Annotated in this window: 5 protein-coding genes and 1 pseudogene; 4 read left to right on the top strand and 2 right to left on the bottom strand. The window is 50.3% G+C overall.

All coding sequences use genetic code 11. The features are described from left to right. Positions 1–753, top strand: a 753-nt coding sequence (locus tag TY10_RS10935) for an S-layer homology domain-containing protein (protein ID WP_162160597.1), incomplete at its 5' end; no start/stop codon positions are given. 92 nt (positions 754–845) lie between these two features. On the opposite strand, the gene TY10_RS31480 is transcribed toward TY10_RS10935, so the two are convergent. Continuing rightward, complete coding sequence (locus tag TY10_RS31480; RefSeq protein ID WP_272945285.1) at positions 846–1,493, bottom strand: galactose-binding domain-containing protein; 648 nt, start codon at positions 1,491–1,493, stop codon at positions 846–848. A gap of 51 nt (positions 1,494–1,544) precedes the next feature. After that, positions 1,545–2,699, bottom strand: a pseudogene (locus tag TY10_RS31475) (family 8 glycosyl hydrolase); the annotation flags it as partial. 521 nt (positions 2,700–3,220) lie between these two features. On the opposite strand from TY10_RS31475, the gene TY10_RS10925 reads away from it, so the two are divergent. The 3 genes from TY10_RS10925 to TY10_RS10915 all read left to right on the top strand — a co-directional run bounded on the left by TY10_RS10925 (position 3,221) and on the right by TY10_RS10915 (position 6,124). Next, the gene (locus tag TY10_RS10925; RefSeq protein ID WP_042163200.1) at positions 3,221–4,324 is read left to right on the top strand and encodes a metallophosphoesterase; all 1,104 of its coding nucleotides are present in this window, start codon (positions 3,221–3,223) and stop codon (positions 4,322–4,324) included. A 94-nt stretch (positions 4,325–4,418) separates the two neighbouring features. Continuing rightward, positions 4,419–5,519 (top strand): glycosyltransferase, encoded by a 1,101-nt coding sequence (locus TY10_RS10920; protein WP_042163198.1) that lies wholly within the window; start codon positions 4,419–4,421, stop codon positions 5,517–5,519. Further along, positions 5,516–6,124, top strand: a complete 609-nt coding sequence (locus tag TY10_RS10915) for a glycerol-3-phosphate acyltransferase (protein WP_042163196.1) — start codon at positions 5,516–5,518, stop codon at positions 6,122–6,124. Before TY10_RS10920 ends, TY10_RS10915 begins: the two co-directional genes overlap by 4 nt. The last annotated feature ends 443 nt before the right edge of the window (positions 6,125–6,567 follow it).

Below are 6,567 nucleotides of genomic sequence, written 5' to 3'. Positions count from 1 at the left end.
GGCGGAACGAATCCGGGCAACGGAGGCGGAACGAATCCGGGCAACGGAGGCGGAACGAATCCGGGCAATGGAGGCGGAACGAATCCGGGCAATGGAGGCGGAACGAATCCGGGCAATGGAGGCGGAACGAATCCGGGCAATGGAGGCGGTACGAATCCGGGTAACGGAGGCGGTACGAATCCGGGTAACGGTGGCGGTACAACTGAGCCTAAGCCGGTACTGAGTGATATCGGCAGCCACTGGGCGGAGTCTGGCATCGAGCGGGCGATCGATAAAGGATTCGTAAACGGCTATGCGGACGGCAAATTCCGTCCGGATAACAAGACGACTCGCGCGGAGTTCATTACGATGCTGGCACGGGCATTAGATCTGCCTGCGGCTGGAAAAAACAGCACATTCAACGATCAAGGCGCTATTCCGCAATGGGCACAGGAAACGATTGCGAAGGCGGTTGAGCTGGGACTTATCGGAGGCTATGCCGACGGTACGTTCCGCGCGAACGATCAAATCTCGCGTGCCGAAATGGCAGTCATTATCGTACGTGCGGCTGGCCTGAAAATTGAGCCAAACGCTTCGCTATCTTTCGCTGATGCGGGTCAAGTACCAGCATGGGCAGTCCCTTACGTAGCCGCAGCTTACAAAGCGGGCTATATTGAAGGTGTAGGCCAGAACCGGTTTGCTCCTAACGCAAGCGCGACAAGGGCTGAAGCGGTTACGCTGATTTTGAAGCTGTTGTCCCAAAACGGGAAATAATTCATTGATTACAGTAAGGTAATAAAAGACAAGGCGGTGCAGGGATAAACTCCCGGCACCGCCTTTCAGTTATTTTCGCCAATTCCTATGAATTAAGAGCCGTATACTTCAAAGTCATAGAGGGAATAGCCGTATGCCGTTCCTCTGGCCGAGCAAAGCACCCGGACGTATTGTCCGCTTTTTGCCGCAAACGTCAGATCGTCGATTCCGCCGTCACCGGTCGTTGTGGAGTAGGCGTCCGTCCATGTGGAGGTGTTGTTGGATACTTGGATTTTATAGCTTTTGCCGTAAGCAGCCTCCCAGTTTAATTTAACCCGGTTGACGCTTTTGGTTGATCCGAGATCGACATAAATCCATTCATTGTTGCTGCCTTCATTGCTAGCCCATCTTGTCGACGAATTGCCGTCTGTCGCTTTATTGGCTTCATATCCGGTTCCTTCGATTGAACTGGCAACTGCGGTTTTGTTCAATGCAAGATTGGTGCCGGTAGACGTACCTGAGGTAGTCGTCGCTGTTGCCGTATTACTGTTTGGCGAAAGATTGCCAGCCGCGTCAATCGCTTTGACGGTATAGCTGTAGGCTGTCGAAGCAGTTAAGCCTGTATCGCTGTACGTTGTGCCCGAGGGCGTTCCGACTTGTGTGCTGCCGCGGAATACGCGATAACCCGTTACTCCCACATTGTCGGTCGATGCCGTCCAGCTTAAGTTAATTTGGCTGCCGGAGACAGCTGTTGCAGTCAGGCTGGACGGTGCAGTAGGCGCTTGTGTATCAGTTGGAGTGCTGCCGACAGTTGGTTTCCACCAGTTGCCCGAGATAAAGAGCATGTTCAACAGGTTGAAGGAGTCGCTGAAGTAGGATTCCTTCTTATTCTTCATCCAGTCCCAGCCGGAGTTGACCCAAGCCTGATGGGCGGTGTTAGTAGTAGCTGCTGAGATAAAAGGCGATACGAATACGGCCGTCGCGTAGCTGCCGCTCGCTGTTCCGTTCAACTGATAGCCGTCTTTAATGTTGCCGGGAGTTCCGCCCGTATTGCCTTTAATCCATACCGCCATTTTGTTCGCGATATCCCGTCCGCGAGTGTCGCCGTACAAGGCGTAGTCCATAACGATCCGCAGCGGAACACGGCTGGCATTGTAGAAGTATTGATTCGTTTCCGGAAACTCATCCAAGTAGTTTTGCGGAGCCGGCTTAGGCGGATTGTCGACTACGAAGTCGGAGATCAGCCCTGTAGTGGAAGAGTAGGTGTTCGAAAACTGGGTGTATACACTGTACAGATTGTTAATGACATTCAACCACGTTTGATCCCCTGTTACTTCATGGAAGGCTCTGAGATGAGAGAGCATCCAGTCGGAAGGACGCGTATTCAAGGCACTTTTCGAATCCCAGTCACCCAGGTTCAGCCTGTTGTTCGTCGTTACGTTGCTCGCTTTAATGCCGTTCGTAATCATTTTTTTGGCTTCTTCTAAGTAGTTGATCGTTCCGGCAGAACCCCACTGGCGATCTGCAAGAATGAGAGAGTAGGCAATATCCAAGTCGCCGTCTGTAGCCGAGGAGAAGTGTCCTTGGGCAGCGCTGCTGTCCGCTACCACCCAGCCCATCAGGTTGGAGTTGGTCGAGCTTTTGAACGCTCTGGCGGTTTTGAACATGCCGTCATAGATCGTTTTGGCATTGGCATCGTAGCCGGCCATCAATACGGTAATCACCATGCCGTAGCCTTGACCTTCGGAGGTGCCGAGCGGGGTAAAGCCTTCGGCGCTGCCGGTAATATCGCCTTTTACATAGTAACCGCCAGGCAGGGAGGACAAGTTGTTTTTCACATACTTCCCTTTCCAGTAGTCATAGTAGCTTGCGACCGAACTATTCATAGCGGCTTGCGTGACATGATTAGGCTTAATGATCCCTGGATAGCTGACCTGCTGCGGGAAAGGCTTCAATTCACCAGCGGCGTGAGCCTTGTTCTGGAACGGAGCGGGAGCGCCGAGCAGTGTGACAAGCATTGTGAGACAGAGAAGAGCAACACCAAACTTTTTTGATTTGCTGCGGTTCGATTGTTTCAAAATGAAATTCCTCCTTTTATTAGGTTGGAACTGAACTTGACCTCTGTCGCGGCCCTCCCTTCATGAATTGCATTTTTATAAATTAAAGCGCTTAAACTTTTGCTGTAAAAAAATAGGATCAAGCAAATAATATTTAAGCGCTTTAACTTTAGCGGTAACAAAAAAAGCAATTCAGTTGATGACGGACGGGGTCTTTGCACCGCGGGATCAGCCAAGTTACTTCTGCCTTCCATTTGTTGAATGTTGATGATTGTAACAAGAATTTATCATATCGAAATTGTTTGTGTCTACCCTAATATTATTTTTTTGTGAAAAATAGGACTGTATGCCCTCTATGCGGGGTCCCCTAAATTTTCGGACAAGCGCTATTAAATGTTATACTTGCAGTAGCCTTAATAAGGAGGACAACGATGTTTATTGCAATCGGCATTTTATTTCTAGTGTTATATGGACTCATCGTGTTTTATATCGGCTGGAGCGGCTGGTCCTGGATGAAGCCTTCCTGGTCGCGCCGATTCCGGTTCATTTATGGGGCTGCGCTGATCTTTCTGGCAAGCTCCTTTATTCTCGCCAGAGTGTTCGGAGGCTCCGTCATTCTGAATGTGATCGGCAACTATTGGCTGGCCTTGTTCAGCCTGCTCGTCATGCTGCTGCCGATCGTTCACCTCATCGTATGGCTGTCGCGGCTCACCCGGCTGCCGCGCCATAAGGTACAGAAGTGGGCGGGTATCGTGACACTGGTTGTGCTGGCTTTTCTTATGGGGTATGGCAGCTTTCAAGCTTATAGTCCAACCGTTCGCGCCTATTCCATTGCGATTGATAAAAAAGGGCCGGAGAGCGGCAAGCTGAACATCGTGATGGCTTCTGATATGCACTTTGGCTATTTATCGGGCAAGAACCATGCTATTCGCATGGTGAAAGAGATTAATGCGCTGAAGCCGGACATCGTATTATTTCCCGGTGACATAATCGACGACGATATTGTGCCGTACAAGAAGAAGGGTATCGGCGGTATTTTGGCAGAAATTGAAGCGCCTTATGGTGTGTATGCATCGTTAGGCAACCATGATAAATTCAACGGTGAAATGACTGAATTAATTGACCTTCTGGAAGAGAGCGGGATGCAGGTGCTTTACGACGAAGTCGTCACTGTAGGGGACTGGCTGACTATTATCGGCCGCAAGGATGCAAGTGACAAGGGGCGGTCCGAGCTGGCTGATCTGACCCGCGGAATGGATGAATCCCGCTCGGTGTTTATGCTGGATCATCAGCCGTTAGGCTTTGACATCGCGCAGCGTCAGGGCGTCGATCTGGTCGTGTCGGGACATACGCATCATGGGCAAATTGCGCCGGGCAACCTTATTACTCAAAGGCTGTTCGAGAATGATTGGGGCTATCTGCAAAAGGCCCAGCTGCATTCCATCGTCTCCTCGGGGTATGGCTTCTGGGGGCCGCCGATCCGCATCGGCTCTCGTTCAGAGATCGTGCAAATCGAAGTATCTTTTACAAAATAAAAGCAAGCAAACTTTAAATCCGGAGCAAGCGCCGGCACCAAAATAATATGGTTCCATCCCTCATATAGATAGAAAGTAGAAGGGGGATCAGAACATGTGGATTATTATTCTAGTGTCGGTCGGCTGTCTCTCCGGATTTTTTTTGTTCAAAAAACACACATTGCCACTCGACCCCGAGCTTGAGCCTTACCGAGGAAATATGAAGTTGTCCGTCATTATCCCGGCAAGAAACGAAGCCTGTAATTTGCCTCATTTGCTCCAATCCCTTCAATCACAAACCGTCCCCCCTTACGAGATTATCGTGGTAGACGACTTCTCGGAGGACCGGACGAAGGAAATAGCGGAAAGTTACGGTGTAAAAGTCATCGCCGGCAGCACTCTTCCCTCGGGCTGGACCGGCAAAAGCTGGGCGGTATGGAATGGTTATTTGAATGCAACGGGCGATGCGTTCGCTTTTCTGGATGCGGATATCCGTTTGGCTCCCCATGCGCTCGATGCGTTGTTGAAGGCGAGGGAACGGGCGGGCGGCGTCGTATCGGTCGTTCCGTTTCATCATACGGAGAAGGGGTACGAGAAGCTTGCTCTAGTCATGAATGTGCTGGGCATATTTGCGTTTACGTCGAAATTTGAGCGGACCAATCCGCAAAAAGGGCTGTATGGCTCTTGCATACTGGCCTTGAGGGAAGATTATGAGCGAATCAACGGCCACGCCAGCGTCAGAACCGAAGTGTTGGACGATCTGCTGATCGGCTCGAAGTTTATTGAGGCTGGGATAGCGGTCACTAATTTTATCGGCTATGACCTCGTCTCATTCCGCATGTACCCGCAAGGTATTCAAAGCGAAATCGAGGGCTTCAGCAAAGGAGCGATATTAAGCACTTCGAGGCTGAGCCCATGGACGATTATTCCGATCGCCATCTGGGTGGTAGGGCTGCTTGTGTCGGAAGCGGTGTTTTTCGCTATCGGCACCTCATGGTTTATCCCGCTGCTGGCAGGATATTTGCTGTACATGCTCCAATTCATCTATTTTAAAAAATATGTGGGTAAATTTGGCCTCGTCATTCCGGTGCTGCATGTCATTGCTGCTTTGTTCTTCATTGCCGTCATGCTGTATTCGGCTTACCAGTTCGTATTTCTCGGCCATGTGAGATGGAAGGGGAGGAAGATCCGGGTAGGGGGCCGACGGGAGCAATGATCATCTTGTTGACGGTCTGTTCGTTTCTGTCGGGTGCGCTCATGTTCTCTTATTGGCTGGGGCTTGCGGGCAAAAAAAACTTGAAAGCGGTTGGCGACGGCAACCCGGGCGCTTTGAATTTGTGGAAGGCTTCTGGCTACAGGCTTGGCATTGCCGGCGTGCTGCTGGATTTTCTGAAAGGCTTTGTGCCGCTGTTCTTGATTATTGAAAGTGGTTATGGAGAAGGGTATGCGCTCATTCCGCTTGCACTCGCGCCTATTCTGGGTCATGCGTTTAGTCCGTTTCTTAGAGGCAAGGGAGGCAAGGCAATTGCTGTTACATTTGGCGTCTGGACTGCCTTAACCAGCTTCGAAGGCGCGTTGGCTTATGCCGTTATCTTGGCGTTGCTGGCAGCGGCCAGCCGTCTGTTGTCGAGATCGAATACGTTGTCTTCGCGTGCGGATGGCCTGCAGGTAGTCAGCGGTATGCTGCTGCTCTCCGTATATTTGGTCGCCAGAGCGTTTGCTCCAGCTGTTCTATGGGTATGGTTCGGAAACTTCGTCATCCTACTGTACACGCACCGAAATGAATTGACTGCATTGTTGAAGGAACGCCAGGGCGGCTGATGTTGACATAGCTGAAGTTGCAGTTGCAGCTAGAGATGCTGCAGCTACAGCTGCAATAGCAGCAATAGCAGCAATAGCAGCAATAGCAGCAATAGCAGCAATAGCAGCAATAGCAGCAATAGCAGCAATAGCTGCACCTATAGCTGCCACACTGGTAGTGTAGCTGCATTGTTACAGATACCATCATCGTAACTTGACCCCGTTGCAGTCGCAGTTTCAGCTTCTAAAGACAAGTAACATTTAATATAAGGTAACGAAAGAGAAAGCTACGATATGCAACAAATGCCGGGTTTCTCTTTCGTTTCTAAGGGACTGTTTTTCAATAGGGAGTAGTATTGGATTTTCAATTATATGGAATTTTCAATCGGGTAAGCCGCGACAAAATGCAATAATACATTTTGATTCGCCCTAAACAGCCCCAAAACGGCCTCAAAATGTAAAAG

Source organism: Paenibacillus gorillae (assembly GCF_000513275.1).
Lineage (GTDB): Bacteria > Bacillota > Bacilli > Paenibacillales > Paenibacillaceae > Pristimantibacillus > Pristimantibacillus gorillae.
Note: the sequence above shows the minus strand (reverse complement) of the source record. Positions and strands in the feature narration are given on the sequence as shown.

Coding starts and splice junctions, on each gene's coding strand:
- TY10_RS10915 (WP_042163196.1), top strand. CDS start 5,516: ATGATCATCTTGTTGACGGTCTGTTCGTTTCTGTCGGGTGCGCTCATG.
- TY10_RS10925 (WP_042163200.1), top strand. CDS start 3,221: ATGTTTATTGCAATCGGCATTTTATTTCTAGTGTTATATGGACTCATC.
- TY10_RS10920 (WP_042163198.1), top strand. CDS start 4,419: ATGTGGATTATTATTCTAGTGTCGGTCGGCTGTCTCTCCGGATTTTTT.